Annotated in this window: 20 protein-coding genes; 8 read left to right on the top strand and 12 right to left on the bottom strand. The window is 73.2% G+C overall.

Annotation, left to right across the window (positions count from 1 at the left end; translation table 11 throughout):
- Nucleotides 1–8 precede the first annotated feature (8 nt).
- The 8 genes from kdpC to WME98_RS33365 form a co-directional block, all read right to left on the bottom strand.
- Complete coding sequence (gene kdpC, locus WME98_RS33400) at nucleotides 9–581, bottom strand: potassium-transporting ATPase subunit KdpC (RefSeq protein ID WP_437945742.1); 573 nt, start codon at nucleotides 579–581, stop codon at nucleotides 9–11.
- Between the two features lie 20 nt (nucleotides 582–601).
- A complete protein-coding gene (gene kdpB, locus WME98_RS33395) occupies nucleotides 602–2,785 on the bottom strand; it encodes a potassium-transporting ATPase subunit KdpB (RefSeq protein ID WP_437945741.1) in 2,184 nt (727 codons plus the stop codon).
- Complete coding sequence (kdpA, locus tag WME98_RS33390; protein ID WP_437945740.1) at nucleotides 2,782–4,524, bottom strand: potassium-transporting ATPase subunit KdpA; 1,743 nt, start codon at nucleotides 4,522–4,524, stop codon at nucleotides 2,782–2,784. The genes kdpB and kdpA overlap by 4 nt, the downstream gene beginning before the upstream one ends.
- Entirely contained in the window at nucleotides 4,521–4,613 is a 93-nt protein-coding gene (gene kdpF, locus WME98_RS33385) for a K(+)-transporting ATPase subunit F (protein WP_020733824.1), read from the bottom strand. The genes kdpA and kdpF overlap by 4 nt, the downstream gene beginning before the upstream one ends.
- 205 nt (nucleotides 4,614–4,818) lie before the next feature.
- Nucleotides 4,819–5,220 (bottom strand): hypothetical protein, encoded by a 402-nt coding sequence (locus tag WME98_RS33380; protein WP_437945739.1) that lies wholly within the window; start codon nucleotides 5,218–5,220, stop codon nucleotides 4,819–4,821.
- A gap of 192 nt (nucleotides 5,221–5,412) precedes the next feature.
- Nucleotides 5,413–6,501, bottom strand: coding sequence for an FG-GAP repeat domain-containing protein (locus WME98_RS33375; protein ID WP_437945738.1), 1,089 nt, complete (start codon nucleotides 6,499–6,501; stop codon nucleotides 5,413–5,415).
- Between the two features lie 35 nt (nucleotides 6,502–6,536).
- Nucleotides 6,537–7,613, bottom strand: coding sequence for an FG-GAP repeat domain-containing protein (locus tag WME98_RS33370; RefSeq protein WP_437945737.1), 1,077 nt, complete (start codon nucleotides 7,611–7,613; stop codon nucleotides 6,537–6,539).
- 47 nt (nucleotides 7,614–7,660) lie between these two features.
- On the bottom strand, nucleotides 7,661–8,701 hold the full coding sequence (locus tag WME98_RS33365; protein ID WP_437945736.1) for an FG-GAP repeat domain-containing protein: 1,041 nt from the start codon (nucleotides 8,699–8,701) through the stop codon (nucleotides 7,661–7,663).
- Nucleotides 8,702–9,149: 448 nt separating this feature from the next.
- Between WME98_RS33365 and WME98_RS33360 the strand changes: the two genes are divergently transcribed.
- The gene (locus WME98_RS33360) at nucleotides 9,150–10,598 is read left to right on the top strand and encodes a hypothetical protein (protein ID WP_437945735.1); all 1,449 of its coding nucleotides are present in this window, start codon (nucleotides 9,150–9,152) and stop codon (nucleotides 10,596–10,598) included.
- Nucleotides 10,599–10,682: 84 nt separating this feature from the next.
- On the opposite strand, the gene WME98_RS33355 is transcribed toward WME98_RS33360, so the two are convergent.
- Nucleotides 10,683–11,306 carry a hypothetical protein gene (locus tag WME98_RS33355; protein WP_437945734.1) on the bottom strand — a complete coding sequence of 208 codons (624 nt, stop codon included), beginning with the start codon at nucleotides 11,304–11,306 and terminating at the stop codon, nucleotides 10,683–10,685.
- A gap of 265 nt (nucleotides 11,307–11,571) precedes the next feature.
- Between WME98_RS33355 and WME98_RS33350 the strand changes: the two genes are divergently transcribed.
- Nucleotides 11,572–12,402 carry a GNAT family N-acetyltransferase gene (locus WME98_RS33350; protein WP_437945733.1) on the top strand — a complete coding sequence of 277 codons (831 nt, stop codon included), beginning with the start codon at nucleotides 11,572–11,574 and terminating at the stop codon, nucleotides 12,400–12,402.
- A 28-nt stretch (nucleotides 12,403–12,430) separates the two neighbouring features.
- Here the strand turns inward: WME98_RS33350 and WME98_RS33345 are convergent, their stop codons facing one another.
- Nucleotides 12,431–14,122 carry a hypothetical protein gene (locus WME98_RS33345; protein ID WP_437945732.1) on the bottom strand — a complete coding sequence of 564 codons (1,692 nt, stop codon included), beginning with the start codon at nucleotides 14,120–14,122 and terminating at the stop codon, nucleotides 12,431–12,433.
- A gap of 266 nt (nucleotides 14,123–14,388) precedes the next feature.
- On the opposite strand from WME98_RS33345, the gene WME98_RS33340 reads away from it, so the two are divergent.
- Nucleotides 14,389–15,009 carry a Uma2 family endonuclease gene (locus tag WME98_RS33340; protein ID WP_437945731.1) on the top strand — a complete coding sequence of 207 codons (621 nt, stop codon included), beginning with the start codon at nucleotides 14,389–14,391 and terminating at the stop codon, nucleotides 15,007–15,009.
- Nucleotides 15,010–15,696: 687 nt separating this feature from the next.
- Here WME98_RS33340 and WME98_RS33335 read toward each other — a convergent pair.
- On the bottom strand, nucleotides 15,697–16,890 hold the full coding sequence (locus WME98_RS33335) for a hypothetical protein (protein ID WP_437945730.1): 1,194 nt from the start codon (nucleotides 16,888–16,890) through the stop codon (nucleotides 15,697–15,699).
- Between the two features lie 199 nt (nucleotides 16,891–17,089).
- Here WME98_RS33335 and WME98_RS33330 point away from each other — a divergent pair, with 199 nt between their 5' ends.
- From WME98_RS33330 to WME98_RS33315, 4 genes are read left to right on the top strand one after another with little or no spacing between them, the layout of a single operon-like run.
- Nucleotides 17,090–18,169 (top strand): glycoside hydrolase family protein, encoded by a 1,080-nt coding sequence (locus WME98_RS33330; RefSeq protein WP_437945729.1) that lies wholly within the window; start codon nucleotides 17,090–17,092, stop codon nucleotides 18,167–18,169.
- On the top strand, nucleotides 18,166–18,792 hold the full coding sequence (locus WME98_RS33325; protein ID WP_437336777.1) for an RNA polymerase sigma factor: 627 nt from the start codon (nucleotides 18,166–18,168) through the stop codon (nucleotides 18,790–18,792). Before WME98_RS33330 ends, WME98_RS33325 begins: the two co-directional genes overlap by 4 nt.
- A complete protein-coding gene (locus WME98_RS33320) occupies nucleotides 18,785–19,777 on the top strand; it encodes a hypothetical protein (RefSeq protein WP_437945728.1) in 993 nt (330 codons plus the stop codon). Before WME98_RS33325 ends, WME98_RS33320 begins: the two co-directional genes overlap by 8 nt.
- A 9-nt stretch (nucleotides 19,778–19,786) precedes the next feature.
- The gene (locus WME98_RS33315) at nucleotides 19,787–20,827 is read left to right on the top strand and encodes a hypothetical protein (RefSeq protein ID WP_437945727.1); all 1,041 of its coding nucleotides are present in this window, start codon (nucleotides 19,787–19,789) and stop codon (nucleotides 20,825–20,827) included.
- Nucleotides 20,828–20,830: 3 nt separating this feature from the next.
- Here WME98_RS33315 and WME98_RS33310 read toward each other — a convergent pair whose 3' ends face one another.
- Nucleotides 20,831–21,394: a LamG domain-containing protein gene (locus WME98_RS33310; protein WP_437945726.1), complete on the bottom strand. Its 564-nt coding sequence runs from the start codon at nucleotides 21,392–21,394 to the stop codon at nucleotides 20,831–20,833.
- Nucleotides 21,395–21,846: 452 nt separating this feature from the next.
- Between WME98_RS33310 and WME98_RS33305 the strand changes: the two genes are divergently transcribed.
- A complete protein-coding gene (locus WME98_RS33305; protein ID WP_437945725.1) occupies nucleotides 21,847–23,454 on the top strand; it encodes a DUF1592 domain-containing protein in 1,608 nt (535 codons plus the stop codon).
- The last annotated feature ends 5 nt before the right edge of the window (nucleotides 23,455–23,459 follow it).

Here is a 23,459-nt window from a genome sequence, read left to right as displayed (position 1 = left end):
CGCTCTCCTCAGCCGGCGCCGTCGAGGGCGAGGTTCAGGAGGAGCACGTTCACGTGGGGCTCGCCGAGGAGCCCGAGCCACCGCTCCTCGGTGTGCCGCGCGACGAGCCGGCGCACCTCGTCCTCGGGGAGGCCGCGCGCGCGCGCCACGCGCCGCGCCTGGTACGCCGCCGCCGCGGGGCTGATGTGCGGATCGAGGCCGCTGCCGGAGGCGGTCACCAGGTCGACCGGCACCGGCGCGGCGCTCTCCGGATCTGCGGCGCGGAGCGCGTCGATCCTGGCCTTGACCGCCTCGGCCAAGGCGGGGTTCGTGGGCCCGAGGTTGCTCCCGGCGGAGGCCTGCCCCGCGTAGGGGACAGGGCTCGTCGCCGAGGGGCGGCCCCAAAAATAACGTGGATCGTCGAACGGCTGACCGAGCAGGCTCGATCCGACCACGCGGCCGTCCTTCCGCACGAGGCTGCCGTTCGCCTCCTGGGGGAACGCGGCCTGCGCGATCGCCGTCGAGAGCAGCGGGTAGGCGAACCCCGTGACGGCGGTGAGGACGGCAAGGAGGACGAGGGCGGGTCGCAGGTGCGCGAGCATAGCGTTCATTCCTTGGAGGATCAGGCGAGGCCGAGGGCGGAGAGGAGGAGATCGATGAGCTTGATGCCCACGAACGGCACGACGAGCCCGCCCAGGCCGTAGACGAGCAGGTTCCTGCGGAGCATCCGCTCCGCGCCGACGGACCGGTAGCGGATGCCCCGGAGCGCGAGCGGGATCAGCGCGACGATGATGAGCGCGTTGAAGATCACCGCGGAGAGCACCGCGCTCCGCGGCGTGGCGAGCCCCATCACGTTGAGCCGCCCGAGCGCGGGGTACGTCGAGACGAAGGCCGCCGGGATGATGGCGAAGTACTTGGCGACGTCGTTCGCCAGGCTGAAAGTCGTGAGCGCGCCCCGCGTCATCAGGAGCTGCTTGCCGATCTCGACGATCTCGATGAGCTTGGTGGGGTTCGAGTCGAGGTCGACCATGTTCCCGGCCTCCTTCGCGGCCTGGGTGCCCGTGTTCATGGCGACCGCGACGTCCGCCTGCGCCAGCGCGGGGGCGTCGTTCGTCCCGTCGCCGGTCATGGCGACGAGCCGCCCGCCCGCCTGGTAGTCGCGGATCAGCGCCAGCTTGGCCTCGGGCGTGGCCTGCGCGAGGAAGTCGTCGACGCCGGCCTCGGCGGCGATGGCCGCCGCGGTGAGGGGGTTGTCGCCGGTGATCATCACCGTCTTGATCCCCATGCGCCGCAGGTCGCCGAAGCGCTCCCGGATGCCGCCCTTCACGATGTCCTTGAGGTGGATGACGCCCAGCACCGCGCCGCCCTCGGCGACCACGAGCGGCGTGCCGCCTCTCCGGGCGATGGCCTCGGTCACCGCGCGCACCGCGGCCGGGACCGCGCCGCCCTTCTCCTTGACGTGGGCCTCGATCGCCTCGACGGCGCCCTTCCGGATCTCGCGCGCGCCGCAGTCGACGCCGCTCATCCGGGTCTGCGCGGTGAACGGGACGAAGCGGGCGCCCAGGGCCCCGAGGTCGCGCTCGCGCAGGCCGTGCTCCTCCTTCGCGAGCACGACGACGCTGCGCCCCTCGGGGGTCTCGTCGGCGAGCGACGCGAGCTGCGCGGCGTCGGCGAGCGCCTGCGCCGCGACCCCGTCCGTCGGGATGAGCTCCGTCGCCTGCCGGTTGCCGAGCGTGATGGTGCCGGTCTTGTCGAGCAGCAGCACGTCCACGTCGCCGGCGGCCTCGACGGCGCGGCCCGACATCGCGATGACGTTCGCCTGGATCATCCGGTCCATGCCGGCGATGCCGATGGCCGAGAGCAGCCCGCCGATCGTGGTCGGGATCAGGCACACGAGCAGCGCCGTGAGCACGGTGATGGTGATCGGGGTCCCCTGCCCTGCTGCCCGTACGCCGTAGGCCGAGTACGGCAGCAGCGTCACGGTCGCGAGGAGGAAGACGATGGTGAGCGCAGCGAGCAGGATGTCGAGCGCGATCTCGTTCGGCGTCTTCTTGCGCTTCGCCCCCTCCACCATCGAGATCATCCGGTCGAGGAACGCCTCGCCGGGGTTGGCGGAGATGCGGACGATGAGCCAGTCGGACAGGACGCGCGTGCCGCCGGTGACGGCGCTCCGGTCGCCGCCGCTCTCGCGCACGACGGGGGCGCTCTCGCCGGTGACGGCGCTCTCGTCGACCGACGCGACGCCGACGACGATGTCGCCGTCGCCGGGGATGATCGCGCCTGCCTCCACGAGCACGAGGTCTCCTCTCCGGAGGTTCGACGCGGGGACCGTGGTCCGCGCGGCGTCGCGCTCGGGGGCGGCGAGCTTCACGGCCTCGACGTCGCGCCGCGCCTTGCGGAGCGTGTCGGCCTGCGCCTTGCCGCGCCCCTCGGCCACGGCCTCCGCGAAGTTCGCGAAGAGCACGGTGAACCAGAGCCAGAGCGAGATGGCGAGGATGAACCCGGCCGGCTCCTCGCCCTCGCCGAGGAGGGCGTGCACGAACAGGGCCGTGGTGAGCGCGCTCCCGGCGAGGACCACGAACATCACCGGGTTGCGTACCTGGTGGCGCGGGTCGAGCTTGCGGAGCGCGGCGGAGATCGCCGGCTTGAGGATCGTGGGGTCGAGGAGCGGCCTGGCCGCGGTCTTCTTCCCCTCGACGTCGCGGGACGGGTGGCGCGACCTCGGCGGCGGCGCCAGCTCGGGGGGAGGAGCGGGCGCGCCGCGCCTTTCGATCACCTCGGCGGTGGAATGAAGGTTCGAGGTCATCGCGTCATCTCCAGGTGCTCGACGACCGGCCCGAGCGCGAGCGCGGGCACGAACGTGAGCGCTCCGACGAGCAGCACGGTGCCTGTCAGGAGCGCGACGAAGAGCGGCGTGTGCGTGGGCAGCGTGCCCGGGCCGGCCGGGACGAGCTTCTTCCGCGCGAGCGAGCCCGCGAGCGCGAGCACGGGGACGATCACCGCATAGCGGCCGATGAGCATCGCGACGCCGATGGCGGTGTTGTAGAAGGGGCTGTTCGCGCCGAGGCCGCCGAAGGCGCTGCCGTTGTTGTTCGCGCCGGACGAGAACGCGTAGAGCACCTCGCTGAACCCGTGCGGACCCGGGTTGAACACGCCCTTCTGCCCTGCCTCGGTCATCACGGCGACGGCGGTGCCGAGGAGGACCGTGATCGCCGGGAAGAGCACGACCAGCGAGGCCATCTTCATCTCGAACGCCTCGACCTTCTTGCCGAGGTACTCCGGCGTGCGCCCCACCATCAGGCCGGCCACGAAGACGGCGATGACGACGAACATCAGCATGCCGTAGAGGCCGGAGCCGACCCCGCCGAAGACCACCTCGCCGAGCTGCATGAGCCAGAGGGGCACGAGCCCGCCGAGGGGCGTGAAGGAGTCGTGCATCGCGTTGACCGAGCCGTTCGAGGCCGCCGTGGTGGCGGTCGCCCAGAGGGCGGAGCTCGTGATGCCGAAGCGCGCCTCCTTCCCTTCCATGTTGCCGCCCGCCTGCAGCGCGCTCGCCGCCTGGTCGACGCCCAGGCGGGAGAGGGCGGGGTTGCCCGCCTGCTCCGAGGCGACGCAGACGACGAGGAGGACCGCAAAGATGGCCGTCATCGCGGCGAGCACGGCCCAGCCCTGGCGCCTGTCGCCGACCATCCGGCCGAACGTGTGGCAGAGCGCGGCGGGGATGAGCAGGATCGCGAGCATCTCGAGGAAGTTCGAGAGGGCCGTCGGGTTCTCGAGCGGGTGCGCCGAGTTCGCGTTGAAGAACCCGCCGCCGTTGGTCCCGAGCTGCTTGATGGCGATCTGCGAGGCCGCGGGCCCCATCGGGATCACCTGATGAACGACCGCGTCGCCGTTCTGGTCCTTGACGGCCTGGAGCAGCGACGCGCTCTGGTGTCCGCCGAAGCCCTGCACGACGCCCTGGGACACGAGGAGGAGGGCGAGCAGGAGCGAGAGCGGCAAGAGGACGTAGAGGGTGCTCCGGACGAGATCGACCCAGAAGCTCCCGACGGTGTCCGCGGTCTTCCGCGTGAGCCCGCGGATCAGCGCGACGAGGACGGCCATTCCGGTCGCGGCGGACACGAAGTTCTGCACCCCGAGCCCGGCCATCTGCGTCAGGTGGCTGAGCGTCGACTCGCCGCCGTACGCCTGCCAGTTCGTGTTGGAGGCGAAGCTCGCGGCGGTGTTGAAGGCGAGATCGGGCGGGACGGCGGCCATGCCCTCGGGGTTCAGGGGCAGGACGCCTTGCAGCCGCTGGAGGGCATAGAGGACAACGAGCCCGGCCAGATTGAACGCGAGCACCGCGAAGGCGTAGTCCTGCCAGCGCATCTCCTGGTCGGCGCGCACGCCCGCGGCGCGGTAGATGAGCTGCTCGACGGGCCCGAGGACCGTCGCCATCATTCCGCGCTCGCCCTGGTAGACCCGCGCCATATAGGCGCCGAGCGGGACGGAGAGGCCGAGGAGGACGGCCAGGTAGAGCGCTGGTTCCAGCGCGTTGCTGGCGGTCATGACAGGCTCTCCGGCTTGAGGAGGGCGAAGATCAGGTAAAGGAGGAGACCGAGGGCGAGGACGCCCGAGATCCAGGTGAACGCGGTCATGGCGCTCAGACCCTTTCACAGAGCCGGATGAGCCCTGCAAACAGCGAGAAACAGAGGATCGTCAATCCCAGGTAGACCATGTCCATGGCGACCTCATCGGCAGCTGCCGTGCGCCGCGGCGCCCGCGCCGGCCGAGCGGGACAGAGCGTAGTCCGCCGCGGGTCAAGGGGACGTCAAACCGGGGAGGCGCGACGTCAAGGAAGTATCAAGGAGACGGCGAGACCGCGCGTCTCGGCCTCTGCCCGGCGCGCTCGAGCGAGCGACGGGGCGCGCGGGGAGCGATGAGGCGGCGCGCCCCCGCGTCGCGCCGGCCGCCGCCTCGCGCCCGGGCGCGCTCACGGCGCCGCCGGGCGCCCGACGCGCTCAGCGACCTCAGCCAGCCGTGCAGCAGGTACGGAACGAGGATCACGATGAGCGCGGCCACCGTGGTCGCGCCCCCGAACGCCTCGCCGCGCGAGATCGCCGAGAGGGTCGTGAGCAGGCAGGCGAGCCACGCGAGCCCGAGGACGGCGGCGAGGTCCACGTCGGTCCGAGCGCGCTCCCCGGAGGTCGAGGGGTCATCTCCTGTGCGCATCCTGTACGGGGCGGAGGTGGTCGGCGGCTTCATGACGGTGCTCCCTGGCTGACGGTCGATCGACCCTGCGCGATGACAAGCTAGCTCGCGCCGCATCAGGATCCCCTCAAGGCGCGCCGTCAGGGCGTAAAGACCGCGTTGTTCAGGACACCCGGTCGCGTCGTCCAGAACAAGCGGCGGCATTGCCCCGCCCCCCGGCCGGCCCGGCGACAGGCGATGCGCCGTTCACCCGCCGTCGGGGGGCCCGGGGATCACCGGCCCCGGCGCGAGCAGCCGGCTCCCCTCCATCAGCCAGACGGCCATCAGGTTCGTCCCGTCGGCCTGCCATATCGCGTCCGCCAAGCTGTCGAAGTTGGTGTCGCCGGCGGTGCGCACGGCCCAGCCTTCGCCGAGCGGCCCCGGGATCACCGGCCCCGGCGCGAGCAGCCGGCTCCCGTCCATCAGCCAGATGGCCATGAGACCCTGCTCACCGTTGGTCCAGAGCACGTCCGCCTCGCCGTCGCCGCTGAAGTCGTTCGCCGTGACGACGATCCAGCCGTCGCCGAGCGGCCCCGGGATCACCGGCCCGGGCGCCAGAAGCTGGCTGCCCTCCATCAACCAGACGGCCATCAGGTTCTGCTCCGGATTGTTCCAGACAACATCGCCCATCCCGTCGAAATTGGCGTCCCCGATCGCGACCGCCTTCCAGCCGTCGCCGGCCGGTCCCGGGATGAACGGCCCGGGCGCGAGCAGCCGAGTTCCCTCCATCAGCCACACCGCCATCAGGTTCCGCTCCGGATTATTCCAGACCACATCGGCCATGTTGTCGCGGTTGAGGTCGAACAGGTTCTGGACGGCGACCCAGCCGCCGCCGAGCGGCCCCGGGATCACCGGGCCTGGCGCGAGCAGCCGAGTTCCGTCCATCAACCACACCGCCATCAGGTTCTGTTCCGGATCGTTCCAGAGCACGTCCGCCATGCCGTCGAGGTTGAAGTCGGCCGCCGAGGCCGCGATCCAGCCGTCGCCGAGCGGCCCCGGGATCACCGGGCCCGGGGCGAGCAGCCGAGTTCCGTCCATCAACCACACCGCCATCAGGTTCTGTTCCGGATCGTTCCAGAGCACGTCCGCCATGCCGTCGAGGTTGAAGTCGGCTCCCTGGATGACCTTCCAAGCGCTGCGGTTCGCGCGCTGAACCGCGGCGCCCATCGGCGCTCCCGGGGGGTCCAAGGTGCGCAGCCCTCGAGCTCGCGGGCCGGCATCCTGCGCGCAGCCCAGCGCGACGAGGATCCCAGAGACGGCACCCAGGCGCTCCAGCACCACCATGAGGCCTCGCATACGTATCTCTCCTGTTGCTGGCGCAGGCGCCGCGATCAACCGCCGTCATACGGTCCCGGGATCACCGGCCCCGGCGCGAGCAGCCTGCCCCCGTTCATCAGCCAGATGGCCGAGAGCCCCTGCTCCGCGTTCGTCCAGAGCACGTCCGCCTCGCCGTCGCCGTTGAAGTCGTTCGCGGCGACGACGATCCATCCATCGCCGGCCGGCCCCGGGATCACCGGCCCCGGCGCGAGCAGCTGGCTTCCATCCATCAACCACACCGCCGTCAGGTTCCGCTCCGGATGGTCCCAGACGACATCCCCCATCCCGTCGAAGTTGGCGTCGCCCACCGCGAGCGCCTTCCAGCCGTCGCCGGCCGGACCGGGGATGAGCGGCCCGGGCGCGAGCAGGCGGTTTCCATCCATCAACCAGATCGCCATCAGGTTCTGTTCGGGGTTGTTCCAGACCACATCGGCCATGCCGTCGCGGCCGTGGTCGGTCAGGTTCGGGACGATGACCCAGCCGTCGCCGATCGGCCCCGGGATGAATGGGCCCGGCGCGAGCAGCCGAGTTCCCTCCATCAGCCACACCGCCATCAGGTTCTGCTCGGGGTTGTTCCACAGCACGTCCGCCATGCCGTCGTGGTTGAAGTCGGCCGCCGAGGGCACGACCCACCCGTCGCCGAGCGGCCCCGGGATGAATGGGCCCGGCGCGAGCAGCCGAGTTCCCTCCATCAGCCACACCGCCGCCAGGTTCTGCTCGGGGTTGTTCCACAGCACGTCCGCCATGCCGTCGTGGTTGAAGTCAGCGGCCGCGGCGGCGAACCAGCCCTCGCCGAGCGGCCCCGGGATGGATGGGCCCGGTGCGAGCAGCCGAGTTCCCTCCATCAGCCACACCGCCATCAGGTTCTGCTCTTCGTCGCCCCAGAGCACGTCGGACATGCCGTCGAGGTTGAAGTCGGCCCCCTGCACGGCCTTCCATGCGCTGCCGTTCGCGCGCTGAGCCGCGGCGCCGATCGACGCTCCCGCGGGCTCCAGGGTGCGCGGCCCTCGGTCTCGCTGGCCGGCGTCCTGCGCGCAGCCCAGCGCGACGAGGAGCCCAGAGGCGGCAGCCAGACGCTCCAGCACCCTCATGAGGCCTCGCATACGCACCCCTTCTGTCACCGGCGCATGCGTCGCGATCAGCCGCCATCGTAGGGCCCGGGGATCACCGGCCCCGGCGCGAGCAGCTGGCTCCCCTCCATCAGCCACACCGCCATCTCGCTCGCCTCGCCCCGCTGCCAGACCACGTCGGCCATGCCGTCGAGGTTGACGTCGGCCGCGGTGCGCGCCACCCAGCCGTCGCCGATGGGCCCGGGGACGAACGGCCCCGGCGCGAGCAGCTGGCTTCCCTCCATCAACCACACCGCCATCAGGTTCTGCTCGGCGTTGTTCCACAGCACGTCCGCCATGCCATCGCCGTTGAAGTCGGCGCCCCAGGCGATGACCCAGCCATCGCCGATCGGCCCCGGGATCAGCGGCCCTGGCGCGAGCAGGTGAGTTCCTTCCATCAGCCACACCGCGATCAGGTTCTGCTCGACGTGGCGCCAGACGGCGTCCGCCATGCCGTCGGCGTTGAAGTCCCCCACGGCGGCGACGTCCCAGCCGTCGCCGAGAGGCCCGGGGATGAACGGCCCCGGCGTGAGCAAACGGGTGCCTTCCATCAGCCACACGGCCATCACGCTCCGTTCCGCGTGGCTCCAGAGCACGTCCGCCATGTTGTCGGCGTTGTAGTCGATCGCCCTGGCGAACCAGCCGCTGCCCCCCGGTCCCGGGAGGATCGGCCCCGGCGCGAGCAGCTGGCTTCCGTCCATCAGCCATACCGCCATCGCCCCCTGTTCTTCGTGGCGAAAGAGCACGTCCCCCATGCCGTCGGCGTTGAAGTCGCTCGTCTTGGCGAACCAGCCGTCGCCGACCGGCCCCGGGATGAGCGGCCCGGGCGCGAGCAGCCGGTTCCCCTCCATCAACCACACGGCGACGAGGCTCCGCTCGGGGTCGTTCCAGAGCACGTCGGCCATACCGTCAGCGTTGAAGTCGAGCGCCTGGGTGATCAGCCATCCACCTCCGTTGGCCCGCTGCACCGCCGCGTCGAGCGTGGCCTCGGCGACCCCGGCGGCGGGCGCCTCGCGCTGCGGATCCACGCTTTGCGCGCAGGCGATGGGGGTGAGGATCGCACAGGCCACGATAGCGGCCTTCACGACAGCAGCAGGCTCTCTCATGCTCGCCTCGCTCGCACCTCGTGCGCGGTCATGGATCGGTCGCTGGCGGCGCGGCTCTGGCCCCCGTGAGCGCGCCGGTCACGCGCGCGGGGTGGCGGCAAGCGCCGGTCCATCGAATTCCGCACATGCGCTGGATCTCGGGGCGGCGCCCACATGCGCGCTCGACCCGGCATTCCCCGCTTCTTGCATGGCGGAGCGTCGCATAGGCCTGCTGTGCTCATCGAGCGGTTCGCTCTCCAGGGATCCGGACCCACGCGGCGCTTGGTGAGCGGGCGTCTGCGCCGCGATCACCGGTCTCGGGAGGAGCGGCCTCGCGCGGCGCAGGAGCGCCGAGGAGGCGATCGTTCTCTGGAGCTCTCCACGCCTGGATAGCTCGCTCATCGCGATTCTGACGGCACCCCGAGGTTCAAGGATGTTTGCACCCGACGTAAAGATTGCGCTCGTGATGGCGGTGACGCTCGTTCCATCCCTCACCTGCGTGGGCCCGCGCGAGGCGCCGGGGCCGGCGGACGGCGGCGGGGAGCGCGCCGGCGCCGGCGAGGCGCGCCAGGCCCTCTGTCACGGCCTGATCATCGCGAATGTGACGGTGCTCCCGGAGACGTATCACTGGGAGGATGCCGCCCACCTGCTCAGCGTGTCGGAGGGGTTTGGACCGCGGACGCTCGAGCTCGCCGTGTCGTCGAGCGTCGAGCCCACCGTGAGCATCGAGGGGACCGCCACGGGCACCTTCCCGTCCGCGGGCAACCAGCCCGCGCCGGGCGCGCTGGGCATCCCGGGATTCCCTCCCCTCAACGAGCTGCCGGGCGTGCCTGGCACGCTGTTCCCGCCGGGCGCGCCTGGCACCCCCTCCGCGCCGGGCACACCGCTTGGTCCTGGAGCGCCAGGCACGCCGGGCACCCGCTCCCCCGCAGACTGCCCGCCCTCGTGGTGGATGCCGGGCGGCTGCATGCCCTCGGACGGCCAGCCCTCGTGGAACATGCCGGGAGACGGCGCGCCATTCAACGGCCGGCCCTCGTGGGACATGCCGGGAAACGGCGCGCCATTCAACGGCCAGCCCTCGTGGAACATGCCGGGAAACGGCGCGCCATCCAACGGCCAGCCCTCGTGGAACATGCCGGGAAACGGCGCGCCATCCAACGGCCAGCCATCGTGGAACATGCCGGGAAACGGCGCGCCCTCCAACGGCCAGCCATCGTGGAACATGCCGGGAAACGGCGCGCCCTCCAACGGCGCTATGCTGGGCGTACCAGGCGGCTGCGCGCCAACGCTCTCGGACATCTCCGCGGCGGTTGGATTCAGCGTGAGCGAGAACGTCACGCTTCAGGCGAGCTCGATCTACTTCGTCCCGACGGCGGCGTACGCGCGCGTCTCCGCCTATCCCGTGTTCCAGAAGATCACCTGGGATATCGTCAGCCTCGGCGGCTGGAACCTTGGAATCGGTCCGGCGGGAGGCGTCGTGGTCGGCTCCGGCGTCGTGCTCAAGCCGGTGGGGGTCTACTTCGCGACGTACCGCATCTATGACCTCGCCGCGATGGGCGGGGGTGTGCTGAACCCGGGCCCGATCCTAGATCCTCCGACGAACGGCGCGGGCGGCAACGACCCTGGAGGCAATGGCGCCGGCGGCGCAGGCGCAGATACGGGCGCGGGCGGCGCTACGGGTGCAGGCGGAGATACGGGTGCAGGCGGCGCAGGCGGCGCAGGCGGCGATATGGGCGCGGGCGGCGCAGGTGGCGGCGCAGGCGGCGGTCCTGGCGCCGGCGGCGCAGGCGGCGATGCGGGCACCGGCGGCGCGGGAGCTACCGGCGGTGCGGGAGCCACCGGCGGCACAGGCGGCGCCGGCGGTTCGGGCGGGGGCCCATGAAATCCGCCGCCGGGAGCTCGCGCGCTCGGCGCGCCTCGCGGGCCGGCCGGCGCCGTGGCGCGCGCCGGCCCGAGGCGCGCCCTGTCAAGGTTTGACCAGCTCGACCGGAGGGATGGACTCGCACACCGTATCGCTCAGGACGCTGACGTCCGAGCCGCGGACGGCGATACCCACGCAGCGCGCATGGGCGTAACGGCCCGGTCCCACGCTTCGCCCGATCGTGACCTTGTACCGCAAGACGTGGCCCCGCCCGGCGATCGGCATGGCCTCCTCGACCCCTATCACGTCCATGTGGTATCGCCAGCCCACGAACTCGACGATACGCTGGAGGCGATCGACGCCGAAGAGCGGCGCATCGCCGAACACGATTCCACCGGGATCCAGCAGGTAATCGTGATGTCCGTTGTTGTCCCAGTACTCGCGCCCGGCGGCGACGACCTGGATCGCGAACCGCGCCGGCTCCGGGGAGTCGGCAGGATAGAAGATCCCGGAGAACACCCACCGCTCGGGGGAGCCCCACGGCGGCGCGGAGTCGTACCTGGCCGGGGCGACCCGCCATTCTCCGGCGGCGTCGCGGTAATGGACGAGCACCTGCTTGTCGTAGGCGATGTTGTCGACGAGCACCACGCCGGAGACCTCCGACACCGGCGGATCGCCGCCGCGCCGGCGCTCCGCATGTTCCAGGCGAACCACGTTCGTGCCGCTCATTGCGCTCCCTCTGACCCAGCGCAGCACTCGCCGGGCCGGCTGGACGTGGGCACCGCGGGCACACGCCTCCTGGATACGGGCGCCTCTCACCCATCGAAGAGGATGCCGTGCACGGACGAGACACGCGCGCGGCCGTCATGAGCTCCTTCGAGGAGCGGCCGTGCTCGGCGCGCTTCCGGGTCGGGAACCGGCTCCGCTCCATGGCGCCGCGGAGACCCAGCACGACATGGCGCGCCCCCGTCGTTTCGTGTCAGAGAGGCCCCCCATGACCATGACCTCGCTTGCCGGCATCCCGGCGAAGCAGCTCGCGGCGGCCGCGGACGACAACCTGGCCGTCCACTCGAGCTGGGCGCAGGCACATCTCCCCGGCGCCCACGTCACGCGCGACGCCGGCCTCGTGCTCGTCGACTCGGGGCTGCCCTGCGACACCTTCAACTTCGTCCTCCGCGCCCGCCTCGACGCCGCGACGGCAGAGGCCCGCGTGGCGCAGGCCATCGACCACTTCCGCCGCGCCTGCCGCCCCTTCTCGTGGTGGGTCGGCCCCGCCGACGAGCCGGAGAACCTCGGCGATCTCCTCCGCGCCGCGGGGCTCGAGGCCGCCGAGTCGGAGGTCGCCATGGCCGCCGATCTCCACGCGCTCCCCGCCGATCCCGCCCCGCCGCGCGGCCTCGAGATCGCGCGCGTCAGGACCCCGGCGCAGCTGCGCGACTTCGCGCGCCTCCTCGCGGCCAACTGGACCCCGCCCGATCCCCACGTGGTGCGGTTCTACGAGATGGCCGCCCCGGCGCTCCTGTCGGACGACGCGCCGCTGTGGCTCTACGTCGGCTACCTCGACGGCATGCCCGTGGCGACCTCGGAGCTCGCCGTGGGCGGCGGCGTCGCCGGCCTGTACAACATCTCGACCCTCCCGTCGCACCGGCGGCGGGGGATCGGCCGCGCGCTGACGCTGCGCCCGCTCTTCGACGCGCGCGCGGCCGGGCTCCGGGTGGCCATCCTCCAGGCATCGGCCGACGGGCTGGGCGTCTACGCGCAGGTCGGCTTCGTCGCGACCGGCCAGGTCACGGAGTACAAGCCGCCCGGCGAGGCCACCCCCTGAGGGCAGCCCGCGCCGCGGCGCCCCCGCCTCAGCGCGCCGCCCGCCCGATCTCCTCCGCCGCCCGCGCCCGCTCCTCCGCCGCCTTCGCGAGCGGCCCCGCGAGGAGCGCCTGCGCCTCGCGGAAGCGCGCGGCCACGTCGGCCCAGTAGCTCGGATCCGCGCCCTGCGGCGCCGCGATCTGCTTGATCAGCGCCGCGTCGTACGCCGCGATGCCCGCGTACGGCGAGGCCGGCTTCGCGCGCGCCACCCAGTCGAGCGCCGCGAGGTCGCCCAGGCCGAGCCCGGTGAGCGGGGCGCGCCGCATCATGAGCGCCGCGTCCTCCGGGCCGTTGCGCAGGCCGAGGGCGAGCGCGAGCAGCATCGTCGCCTCGGGCGGGCGCGCGGCGCCCTCGGGCCACGCGAAGAGCAGCGCCGTCGCCTGGTCGAAGTCCACGGCGCGCCAGTACAGCCGGCCGAGCTCGATCCGCGCCCTTGCATAGAGCTGCCGCGCCTCGGGCGAGAGCTCGGCGGAGCGCAGCGCCGCGCGGTGCTGCAGCGGGACGCCGCGGCCGACCAGGACGCGCAGGACCTCGGGCCGCGCCGCCATCTCGGCCGGGATCAGGCGGCCCGCGTAGTACGTCGGCAGCCGGGCCGCGAGCCGCTCGACGCCCGACGCGGGCGCGACCGCCGGGAGCGGCGGCAGCTCCAGCGCGTCGAGCGCGTCGACGCGGCGGCCGCCGTAGAGGCGCGAGAGCATCGCGCGCGCGCCGTCGACGCGGGCGTCGCGGATCACGCCGACCGACGAGAGCTCGCGCAGGCCGACCAGCGCGGCATCGCGGCCGCGGCTCTTCCAGGGCTCCAGCAGCTGGTCGAGCTCGCCGTAGTAGACGTTGCTGAGCTCCGCGTCCTTCCGCATGGCGTCGGGCAGCGGCGCCGACCTGACCGCCTCGACGAGCCGCATGTCGGCCCGCCCGGACTCCACGGCGACGATGCCCTTCGCGTAGAACGGCAGCTCGATCCCGAGCCGCCCGAGATCCTCGATCGCGCGGGCCTGGTCCGTCACCCACGCGAGGAGCGGCCCCTTGGTGAACGCGACGACGCGCTGGACGTCGTAGGGCGGCCGCAGCGCGGGCGGCTCGGTCGCGGTGCGCGCGAGCCGGGCGGAGAGCGTGAGGCCGAGCAGCACCTGGTAGAGGTCGCCCTTGAGCGTGGCGGGCGGCGCCTCGAGGTACGGCACGGCGATGGCGTCGCCGCACCCGGCGGGCGCGAGCTCGGCCCGGAGCGCGCGCGCGAGCCCCGTCTCGAGGCCCGCGCACGCCTCGACCCCCGCGAGCCGCGCGTCCCGCTTCGCGGCGTCCTCCTCGGCGAGCGCGGCGTCGAGCGCGTCGAGGGCGCCCCCGACATCGCCGCAGGGCCTCGCGGGCGCGACGGGGGCGCGCCGCGCGAACGCCGCGCAGGCGGCCGGCGGGGCGGGCACCCCGGCCGGCGCCGGGGGGACCAGCGCGGCCTTCGGGTCGAACGGCGCCTGCTTGAGGAGCGGCAGGAACTCGTCCTTGAGCGTGCCGTGGACGGCGAAGGCCTCCTGCTCGGGGAGCGGAGGCGGCGGCGGGGTCGCCGCGCGGGCGTCGCCCGGCGGGACGGGCGCGTGCGCCGCGGGCGGAGGAGCCGCGGCGCAGGCCGCGAGGGAGAGCCCCATCGCGGCGGCGAGGGCGGAGAAGATCGAGCGGGGGATCGAGCGCATCACGTCTCCTTGGACACGGGCGATCCGCAAAGGTTTCGCCGAGGGCCGGCGGGCGGCCGTCGGGACCCGAGCGGTGCGCGGTCGTGGATATCACCGCGGCGACGGGGCGGGGGCGCAAGGTGACGATCGGGAGAGCGGCCGGCCCTCCATCGACGCGCTCGAAGGGAAGCGCTGGCGCCCGGCCGCGCGTAGTGCGCGCCTCGAAGGAGCCGCAGGGCGCATGGCGAGGCTCGCCGCCGGCTCCATCGTCGAGTATCTTCTTACGCATGCAGTCTGTCCCAGCGAACGCCGTATCCGAGGCCGAGCGACCGCGGCCCCGTCACGAGGAGAGCGACCAGCACGTCATCCTCCACGGCATGACGTGGAAGGATTACGAGATCCTCCTCGCCGTACGGGGGGACCGGGCCGGCGTGCGCATGTACTACCTGAACGGAGCGATCGAGCTGATGAGCCCGTCTCGCAGTCACGAGGGCGTCAAAACGACCATCGCACGGCTCCTCGAGGCCTATTGCGACGAGCGCGGCATCGAGCTCAGCGGATACGGCGCGTGGACGCTCCGCAACGCGCCGAAGGAGCGCGGGGCCGAGCCCGACGAGTGCTACATCGTCGGCGCCACGAACAAGGAGGTTCCGGACCTGGCCATCGAGGTCGTCTGGACGCGCGGAGGTCTCGACAAGCTCGAGATCTATCGAGGGCTCGGCGTCCCCGAGGTCTGGGTGTGGGATCGCGAGGAGGGCCTCCGCGTCTTTGCGCTCTCGGGCGAGCGATATGAGCCCCGCGTGCGGAGCGTATTCCTTCCCGAGCTCGACCCCGCGTGGCTCGCGGGTTTCCTCGAGCAGCCGACGCAGAGCCAGGCCGTCCGCGCGCTGCGCGCGGCGCTGCGGTGAGGCAGGCGCCGTCATCGCCGCGGCGTGGCGCCAGCGTGGAGACCGCGACGATGCCGCGTTACGAGAGCACCGAAGTATACTTTGGGTAGTGCTCAAAATTGAACATGAAGGCGGGAAGGCGGGAAGGCGGGAAGAAGAGATCAATAATCTTCCCGCCTTCATGTGAACTCTCTCCGGGCAAATTTGGCACTACCATCCTTTGACGTGCCGCGCGACTGGGAGGACCGCTCCGTCGTCGCCTTCGCGGCTCCCCTGCGAGCGGGGAGACCACGGCGAGGGTCGCTTTGAGCGCCTCGATCTCGTCGAAGGCGAACCGGAGCTCGCCCTCCACGAGCACGAGCACGAGCGGCCGCGTGATGGGGCCTTTTCGCTGATGGACGCGCGGATGGCCTGTCGCTCGGCTCAATCCGTGAGCCATCTGTGGGGCGCCGGCAGGGATGGCCGGAAGCCCTCCCGACGCCCGGCAGGGATGGCCGGAAGCCCTCCCGACGCCCGGCAGGGGTAGCGGGAAGCCCTGCCGGCGCCCGGCAGGGGTGGCCGGAAGCCCTCCCGACGCCCGGCAGGGATGGCCGGAAGCCCTCCCGACGCCCGGCAGGGATGGCCGGAAGCCCTCCCGACGCCCGGCAGGGGTAGCGGGAAGCCCTGCCGGCGCCCGGCAGGCAAGAACCGGCTCCGGACGGCTTCTCCTCAATACCACTCTCCGCCGAGCCCGAGCGTGAAGCTGAAGGTCGTGCCCTCGGGCAGGAACACCGGGTGGAGCTCGGCGGCGAGGGCGAACCCGCTGCGCCGCGGCCCGTCGCCGGACACGCCGCCGAGGATGAGGGCGCCCCGCGCGTGCGCGCCGAAGTACCAGTCCGAGGTGCTGGCGCAGCCGGCGCCCGACTCGAGGCCCGCGAGCGTCGCGGAGCAGCTCGCGACGGCCACGTAGTCCATGGACGGCCCTGCGCCGAAATCGAGGACATGAAACAAGGTGAAGCTCGCGAGGAGCGAGTTGTAATCGATGAACCCCGCCTCGAACCCCGCGCTGTTGTCGGTGCTCTCGGGGGTGAGCGTCAGCATGGGGGTGTTCTGGTAGTAGATCCCGAACAGGTGATTGATCTGAAGGCCGAGCCGGCCGGTCCACGCGAAGACGCCGCCGGTGCCCGTCGGCGCCTTGATGATCCCGCCGCCCAGCGTGCTGCCGTACCGGAGCCGGACGCCGTCCCGGTCCTCGTCCTCGGGCTCCTTGTCCTCGGGTTCCTTGTCCTGCTTGTTCTCCTCCGGCTCGGCCGGTGAAGGCTCCGGATCGTCCACGGTCACCGGGCCCGCCACCGGGGGCGGCGCAGCGCTCGGACGCGCCGGCTGGCTCCGGGGCGGACGCGGAGCGACCGGCGGCGCGGGCGCGACGGGCGGCGGCGGCGCGGGCGCAACGGGCGGCGGCGGCGCGGGCGCGACGGGCGGCGGCGGCGCGGGCGCGACCGGAGGCGGCGACGGCCCATACGGCGGCGCGGGCGAGTACGGCGGCGCGGGCGCAATCGGCGGCGCGGGCGCAGCCGGCGGCGGCAGCGCGGGCGCGACCGGAGGCGGCGCCGGCGCTGCGGGCGGCGGCGCCGGCGCGGGCGGGACCGGCGGCGATGGCGACGGGATCGGCGTGGGCGCAGGCGCAGGCGGCGGCGCCGGCGCGGGCGGGACCGGCGGCGGGGACGGCGACGGCGGCGGCGTGGGCGCAGGCGGCGGCGTGGGCGCAGCCGGCGGCGCTGGTTGCGCGGAGGCAGACGGAAGCGGTTCCGGAGGAGGAGGCGGCGGCGGGAGGGGAGCGCCGTCCTGGGTCAGGGCCGTCGCCGAGACCGCCAAAGGAAGGGTGAGCGCCGCGAGCGCGGCAAGCCAGCGAGGGGGTGTCATCCGGTTTTCCTCGGCGCGCTCCTCGCAGCCGTCAAGCGCGCGGAGGTGCGAGCTGTCGGCCGCGGTGCGCAGCCGTGATGATCCCCCCGCACGCCAAGAAACGCCAGCCCACGGATCGCCGCCCGATGAGCCCCACATCCCCATCCCTCCACTTTTCATCACGGAACGCTGCGGCTCCGGCCACCAGCCCCCTCGAGCCATGCGTCGAGACCCCAAAACCCTTCTGTGCGGCATCAGCCCCCTGCTCGGGATCTTCCTGTCCGTCGCCTGCGTGGGGGAATCTTTCCACCAGGACGCGAACGGCGATGGTGGCGCAGGAAACGTCCAAGCAGCGACCGGCGCGGGCGATGGCGGCGCAGGCCTCGTGGGCCCAGGCAGCACCGGCAGCGCGGCAGGGCACGGCGCCGGTGCGGGGGACAGCGCCAGCGCGGGCGGCGGCGCTGGCGACGGCGGCAGCGCGGGCGACGGCGGCAGCCCCGGCGCAGGCGGCGGCGCGGGCGACGGCGGAGCTGCCGCGGGGCGCCCGTGCAAGCGCGGCATCGGGTACGGCTACCACTCGGTCGCCGACCTCTCGGCCCTCTCGGCCAGCGTCGGCTGGTGGTACAACTGGGCGACCGTCCCCGACGAGGCGCTCCGGGGCGGCGCCTACGTCGACCTGGGCGTCGACTTCGTACCGATGGTCTGGGGCGGCCGCTTCGACGCCGACCAGGTGAAGGCGGCGATCCCGAGCGGGGCGAAGTACCTGCTCGCGTTCAACGAGCCGAACTTCTTCGCGCAGGCCAACCTCTCCGCCGCCGAGGCCGCGGCGCTGTGGCCAGACCTCGAGGAGATCGCCGACGAGAAGGGGCTGGAGCTCGTCTCGCCGGCCGTGAACTTCTGCGGCGGCGGCTGCCACGAGACCGATCCGTTCGCGTACCTCGACGCCTTCTTCGCCGCGTGCGAGGGCTGCCGCGTCGATTTCATCGCGGCGCACTGGTACGCTTGCGACAGGCCGGCGCTCGAGTGGTACCTCGGCGAGCTCAAACGCTACCGGCGCCCGATCTGGCTGACCGAGTTCTCGTGCGGAGACGGCGCGGATCGGTCGCCCGAAGCCCAGGCGGCGTACATGCGAGAAGCGGTGCCCCTCCTCGAATCGGACCCCGACGTCTTCCGGTACGCCTGGTTCTCCGGGCGGACCGACGCGATCCCCAACGTGGACCTGCTCGGCGCGAGCGGGGAGCTCACCGCGCTCGGCGAGCTCTACGTCTCCCTGCCCCACGCGGAGAGGTGCAGCCAGTGACCGCCCGCGCGGCGGTCGCTCCGTCGACCCCGCCGCCGGCCGGCGCGGTCTCCGCCGTCGCCGCGGCCAGCCTCCAGGGCGCGCCGCCCGACTTCGCCGAGGTGTACGAGGAGATCTTCCCCTTCGTCTGGCGGACCGTGCGCCGCCTCGGCGTGGACGCCTCCGCGCACGAGGACGTGTGCCAGGAGGTGTTCGTGGTCGTGCACCGGCGGCTCCCGGAGTTCCGGGGCCGCTCGTCGCTGAAGACGTGGGTCTTCGGGATCGTGGTCAACGTCGTGCAGACGCACCGGAGATCGCTGCGCCGCAAGAGCCCCGCCCACCGCGGGACGGGGGAGACGGTGGATCCGGAGCAGCTCGCAGGGCCGAGCGACCTCAGCCCCTACGAGGCCATGACGAGGGCGGAGGCCGCGCGCGTCGCGCACGACCTCCTTGCGTCGCTCGACGAGGAGAAGCGCGTGGTGCTCCTCCTCGCCGAGCTGGAAGAGATGCCGGCGACGGAGATCGCTCAGGGTATCGGCGTGAACATCAACACCGTATATGCGCGGCTGAGGGCCGCCCGACAGGCATTTTCCGACGCGGTGCGCCGCCACCACGCCAGGATCCGAGGAGGCCGCGATGGATGAGCTGGGGCCTGGGGAGCGGGCGCTCCTGAACGCCCTCCGCGACGAGGACGAGCCGACCGACGACGATCGGCGGCGGATGCGCGCGGCCGTGTGGGCGAGGCTCGGCCTCGCCGGGGCGGCGGCCACGGCCGTGACCGCGAGCGCCAAGGGCGCCGCGGGGGCCGGCTCCGTCGGCTCGGCGAGCGCCGGGGCCGGAAGCGCCGCGAGCGCCGCCGGGGCGGCGCACACGGTCGGCTCCGCCGCGGGCGCGGCCGCGAGCGCGGGCGCGGCGGTCGCGAAGGGGGCGGCCGTCACGCTGCTCGGCGCCCCGCTGAAGATCGGGCTCGCGACGCTGATCGTGGGCCTCGCGACGGGCGCGGCGCTCTACCTCCCGGCGTCGGGCGGGGCGCCCGCGCCGCACGCGGCGGAAGCGCCGAGGGCCGCGGGCCTGACGCCCCGAGCGCCGCGCGCCGAAGCGCGCTCCGGCGCGCCGGGCGACGAGGCGCCTCCGCCCGCCGAGGCCAGCGCCTCCGCCGAGGAGAGCGCCTCCGCCGAGACCAGGGCCGCCGCGCAGGCCAGCGCCTCTACCGGGGTGAACGCCCCTCCCCCGGCCAGCGAGCCCGCCGGGGCCAGCGCACCCGCGGCCAGCGCCGCGCCCGCAGCGGCCGTCGTGTCGCGCGGGTCGGCGGCGCGCGCGCCGGCGCCGACGGCCGCCGCCGCGAGGCCGGGCGCCGAGGGGCTCGACGCGGAGGTCGCGCTGCTGCGCGACGCGCAGCAGGCGCTGCAGGCGGGCCAGTTCGCGCAGGCGCTCTCGAAGCTGAACGAGCACGGGAGCCGCTACCCGCGGGGCGTGCTCTCGACCGAGCGCGAGGCCTCGCGCGCGATCGCGCTCTGCCGCTCCGGCCGGGCGGCGGCCGGCAGGGCGATCGCGGCGAAGCTGCTGGCGCAGAGCCCGGGCTCGCCGCTCGCGACGCGCGTGCGCGCCGCGTGCGGGCAGGAGGAGTAGAGTGCGCGGGTGCACGTCTCAAGAGCGGCCTGGGCCCCGTCGGCCCTGCAGGCCCTGATCGTCGCGGCGGGGCTGCTGCCTGCCCGCGCGCGCGCGGCGCCCGCCGAGCCGCGCACCATCGATCTGCGCTGGGAAGCGCCGGACGGGTGCCCGCCGGCCGACCAGGTCCGGAGCGAGATCGACCGCCTGCTGGGAACGTCGGCGCAGCGCCAGCCGATCGCGGTCGAGATCGCCGTCGCCCGCCGGGGCGGCGCGCGCCTCCGGCTCGATCTGCGCATCCGCGCGCCGGTGCCCGGCGAGCGCGCGATCCACGGCGACGACTGCGCGGCCATGGCGCGGGCGGCGGCGCTGATCGTCGCGATGTCGATCGACCCCGACGCGGCGGCGCGGAATGCCGCCGCGCCGCCGGCGCAGCCCGCGCGACCTCCGGCGAGCGGCGGCGACGGAGCGGCCGCGCCGCGCCCGCCGCCACCCGCGCGGGGCCGCGCGCCGCGGAGCCCGCCGCCCGCCGCGAGCCCGCCGCCTGCGCCGGACGAGCGCCGCGTGGAGGGGGCGCTCTGGCTGAGCGCGCAGGTCGAGCAGGCGCTCGTCCCGGCGATCGGCGTCGGGGTCGCCGCGGGCGGCGGGCTCCGCGTCGGCTGGCTCCGCGCGGACGCGGCGGCCGGCGTGGTGCCGTCGAGCTCCGGCCGCATCGCCGGGCGGACCGCGGGCGCCGACTTCCGGCTCTGGTTCCTCGAGGTCGACGCGTGCGCGCGCGCCCTCGGCCGTCCCCTCGGCGTGTACGTCTGCGCGCTCGGCCGCCAGCACTGGCTCCTCGCCCGCGGGCGCGACGTCGACGAGCCCTTCACCCGCACGGCGCCGATCTTCGCGGCCGGCCTCGGGGCGCTGCTCGAGTGGCGCGTCGCCGCTCCGCTGAAGGTCGAGGGGGCGCTGCACGCCCTCGTCCCGCTGCAGCGCCCCCGCTTCGTCGTGGAGAACCTCGAGGGGACCGTCTATCGCCCCCCGGCCGCAGGTCTCAGCGCCCGCCTCGGCCTCGCGCTGGCCTTCTGAGCGTCACGGCCGATCCGGACCGGCGGTCCACGCGGCCTCGATCGCGCAGCCGGCCAGCGCCTCGCCGTAGATGCGCAGCTCGTCGTAGCGCCCTCCGAAGTACGGATCCTGATCGAACTGGGACCGCCCGAGCCAGTTGTTCACGTCCTGGATCGCCGAGAGCGGAAAGCCGACCGGCGCGCTGCCGAGGAGCGCCCCATCCAGGTAGAGGGCGAGGGACGCGGCCGCGCCGTCGAAGACGACGGCGACCTGATGGATCTCGCCGTCGTCGAGCGTCGGCGTGGTGGGGATCGCCACCTCGCCCGCCGCGCCGCTGTCGCTCGCGAGCGCGGCGACCCCCCGCGCGTCGAAGCCCGTCGAAGGGGTGATCACCAGGTAGGACTCTCCCACGCTCCCGTCGCCCTCGACCGGATCTTCGCCCCCGCTGCCGATGCCGAAGTCGATGATGCGCAGGTAGGCGCCTCCGCCGTCGCGGGCGACCCAGGCCATGACGGTGACATCGCGCAATCCGGAGAGGAGCCCTGCGGGCAAATCGACGTAATCGTCGTCGCCGTCGAGGGCGAGCACCCCTCCGCCATCGAGGCTCGCGCCGCCGAGGATCTCGCCGTCGGCGCCGCCGACGGTATCGGCGACGATCGCTCCCGTCCCATCGAATGTGTACCGATGTATGGGAGACGGCAGCGCATCGCACGGAGTCGTACCACGACCCCCTTCACCGCCGCTGCCCGCCTCACCGCCGCTGCCCCCTACACCACCGCTGCCCCCTACCCCACCGCTGCCCGCGTCACCGCCGCTGTCCGCTCCGCCGCCGCTCGCCGGAGGCGCCGGGTTCATGCGACCCACCGCGATCTCCACGTCCGCTCCGCACCCGGACAGCCCGAGGAGCAACACCATCACCGTAGTCTTCTGCGCACAGAGCACGGCCTGATCCTAGCGCGCCTGTGCTGTCGATTTGATCACGAACGCAGCGCGCTCCGGCCACGAGGGGGAATCTGCCGATTCACACGCGGGAGCCGACGATGACGTTCAGACTTGACCGGGTGTTCGCGCGCCCCTGGCTCGCTGCCGGGGGGTGTCTCCTGAGCATCTCGTGCACTGGCATCCTCGGGAGCGAGGACGCTCCGGAGCAAGACGCCCCCTCCGCCGCGCCAGGCGGGATGCCTCTGCACCACATGACGGCGTCGGAGTACAACAACACCGTCGCCCACCTCCTGGGAACGCGCCTGAGGCCCGCGGACGGCTTCCCGGCCTTCGGCGCGAAGGGCTTCGACGCGAGCGTCAGCGCGCTCTCGAACCTGTCCCAGGTCCTGATCCAGGGGTATTACGACGCCGCCAAGAAGCTCGCCGAGGACGCGTTCTCGAACGAGGCGCAGCGCGCGAAGATCCTCGTGTGCGACCCGGCGCAGGGCGCGGGCGACGGGTGCGCGCGCGAGATCATCGAGCGCTTCGGGCTGCGCGCCTTCCGGCGCCCGCTCGAGGCGGCGGAGGTCGAGCGGTACGCGGCGCAGTACGCGGACGCGCGGAGCACCCTCGAGATGTCCCCGGTCCAGGCGGTGCAGCACGTCGTCCGGAGCCTGCTGACATCGCCGCATTTCCTCCTGCGGATCGAGGCGGGGCCCGATTCGGAGCGATCGCCGGGCGCCCTCAACGGCTACGAGATCGCCTCGCGCCTCTCGTACCTGCTCTGGAGCTCGCTCCCGGACGAGGAGCTCTTCGACGCGGCGGAGGGCGATCGCCTGGCCACCGAGGACGAGCTCCGGCAGCAGGTGGACCGGATGCTGGACGACCCGAAGAGCGCCGCCTTCTTCCAGAACTTCTTCGGCCAGTGGCTCGGCACGCGCACGCTCCCCAGCCACAACGTCGACGCGTCCCTGTTCCCGCTCTGGAACGACGAGGTGAAGGGCGCGATGCTCGATCAGGCCAACGCCTACTTCGCCGAATTCACCACCGGCGAGCGGCCGTGGTCCGAGTTCCTCACGGCGCCCCACCCGGCGAATCCGCTGCTCGATCCGCTCACCGCGCGCGATCCCGAGGGCGTCCGCGGGGGTTTCCTCACGCTCCCCGCCTTCCTCACGCTGTCGTCGCGCGCGGATCGCACCTCGCCCACGTCCCGCGCGAAGACGATCCTGGCGCAGCTCTTCTGCGTGCCCCTGGCGCCGCCCGCCAACGTGGACATCCCCGAGCTCGACGCCCCGGGCAGCGGCTCGGGCGCGGTCGACAACGTCCGCGCGAAGCTCGAGAAGCACCGCGAGTCGCCCGACTGCGCGAGCTGCCACGACGTGCTCGACCCGATCGGGCTGAGCCTCGAGAACTTCGACGCGATCGGCGCCTACCGGACCGAGTACCCGAACGGCGATCCGATCGACGCGACGGGCAAGCTCGAGGACACGGAGTTCCAGGACTTCTCCGGCCTCCTGCCCAAGCTCCAGGCAGACCCCCAGCTCGGGGTCTGCCCCTCCGAGCAGCTCTTCACCTACGCCCTGCGCCGGCGCCCGACCGGCGCGGACATGTCCACGTTCAGGGAGATCGCCGCGCGCTGGGACAGCGGCACGCTCGCGGATCTCGTGAAGCACGTGGTGACCAGCGACGCCTTCCGCCTCCGCGGAGGCAAGGGCGAGGCGCAGTGAGGCCG

Origin of the sequence: Sorangium sp. So ce296 (assembly GCF_051529605.1) — a bacterium.
Classification (GTDB): Bacteria; Myxococcota_A; Polyangia; order Polyangiales; family Polyangiaceae; genus Sorangium; species Sorangium cellulosum_D.
The sequence above is the reverse complement of the archived record's forward strand: the minus strand, read 5'-3'. Positions and strand labels throughout refer to the sequence as shown.